This is a genomic window from Saccharomonospora iraqiensis subsp. paurometabolica YIM 90007 (genome assembly GCF_000231035.2).
GTDB lineage: Bacteria > Actinomycetota > Actinomycetes > Mycobacteriales > Pseudonocardiaceae > Saccharomonospora > Saccharomonospora paurometabolica.
In genome coordinates this window covers 89,759-91,232 of the sequence record NZ_KI912218.1, presented here as the reverse complement: position 1 = coordinate 91,232, position 1,474 = coordinate 89,759, and the positions used below count along the sequence as shown (strand labels likewise).

Annotated in this window: 2 protein-coding genes; both read right to left on the bottom strand. The window is 74.6% G+C overall.

The genetic code is table 11. From position 1 onward, the window contains the following. A partial coding sequence (locus SACPADRAFT_RS26145; protein WP_233357137.1) for an RNA polymerase sigma factor occupies positions 1-784 on the bottom strand: 784 nt, incomplete at its 3' end. 38 nt (positions 785-822) lie between these two features. Next, positions 823-1,248: a YciI family protein gene (locus SACPADRAFT_RS0207545; RefSeq protein WP_007027592.1), complete on the bottom strand. Its 426-nt coding sequence runs from the start codon at positions 1,246-1,248 to the stop codon at positions 823-825. Between the last annotated feature and the right edge of the window lie 226 nt (positions 1,249-1,474).

Genomic DNA, 1,474 nt, shown 5'->3' with positions numbered 1-1,474 from the left:
CCCCGTCCGTGCCGGTGCGGGCGGGGCCGCGGGAATGCTGCAGCTCCATCAGCGCGACCAGCCCGTGCACCTCCGGCTCGGCCGGAGCCAGCCGGGCGAGCACCCGCCCGAGCCGCAGCGCCTCGACGCACAGTCCGGGCCGCATCCAGTCCCCGCCCGAGGTGGCCGCGTACCCCTCGTTGAAGATCAGGTACACCACCTCGGTCACCGACGCCAGCCGCGGCGCCAGCTCCGCCCCGGACGGCACCGCGAACGGCACCCGCTCCCGCGCCAGGGTCGCCTTCGCCCGGGAGATGCGCTGCGCCACCGTCGGTTCCGGCGCCAGGAACGCCCGCGCGATCTCGGCGGTGGTCAGCCCGCCCAACAGCCGCAACGTCAGCGCCACCCGCGACGGCACCGGCAGCACCGGGTGGCAGGCGGTGAACACCAGCCGCAACCGGTCGTCGCCGATGTCGTCGTCCACACCCGCCACGACGGTGTCGACGTCCGGCCCCACCGGCGGCGGCCCGGTGGTCGGGTCCCGCCCCACCTCGTCCAGCCTGCGCTGCCACCGCTGCCGTTTCCGCAGCGCGTCCACCGCGCGCCGTTTGCCCACCGCCGTCAGCCACGCCCCCGGATTGTCCGGCACCCCGGAGGTGGGCCACTGCTCCAACGCCGCCACCAACGCGTCCTGCGCCAGTTCCTCGGCCAGGCCGACGTCGTGCGTGATCCCGGCCAGGGTGGCCGTCACACGCGCCGACTCGATGCGCCACACCGCCTCGACCGCACCGCGGGGGTCCGTCACGGTGCCCAGCACAGCAGCCCGTGACGGACCCGGCAACCTCACGCGCCGTGCGTGTCGGCGACCCGTTCCCGCAGCCGGTCCCCGGCCCGGGCCACTTCGGCGGCGGACTCGTCGAAGTCGGACTCCTCGAACACCTTCCGCACGTCCACCCGGGCACCCGGCCCGGCCGGCACCCGCCGCGCCCACTCGACGGCCTCCGCGCGGGAGGACACGTCCAGGATCCAGTACCCGGCGACCAGCTCCTTGCTCTCGGCGAACGGCCCGTCCACCACCTCGGTGCGGCCGTCGTCGCCGAAGACCACCCGCGCCCCGTGTGAGCTGGAGCGCAGCCCGTTGCCCTCCAACATCACGCCCGCGTCGACCAGCTCCTCGTTGAAGGCGTGCATCCGCGCGAAGTCCTCCTTCGCGGGCAGCACGTCGGCCTCGCTCTCGTCACTCGCGCCGATCATCAGCATGTACCGCATGGGTTTCTCTCCTCGTCTCCCGATCGATGTTCCCGGGCCGGCCCTGCACCGGCCCGTACCCACACGTCGCGCGGACACCCCCGTTCTCGACACGACCGCGGAAAAACTTCGGCGGAGGAGTCCGGGCCGCACCCCCGCCCGGCAGAATGGACCGCGATGATCGACACCCCGGACACACCGGACGCCGCGGCCCCGCCGGTGCCCGCGGTGCGGCCCGCGCCCGCGC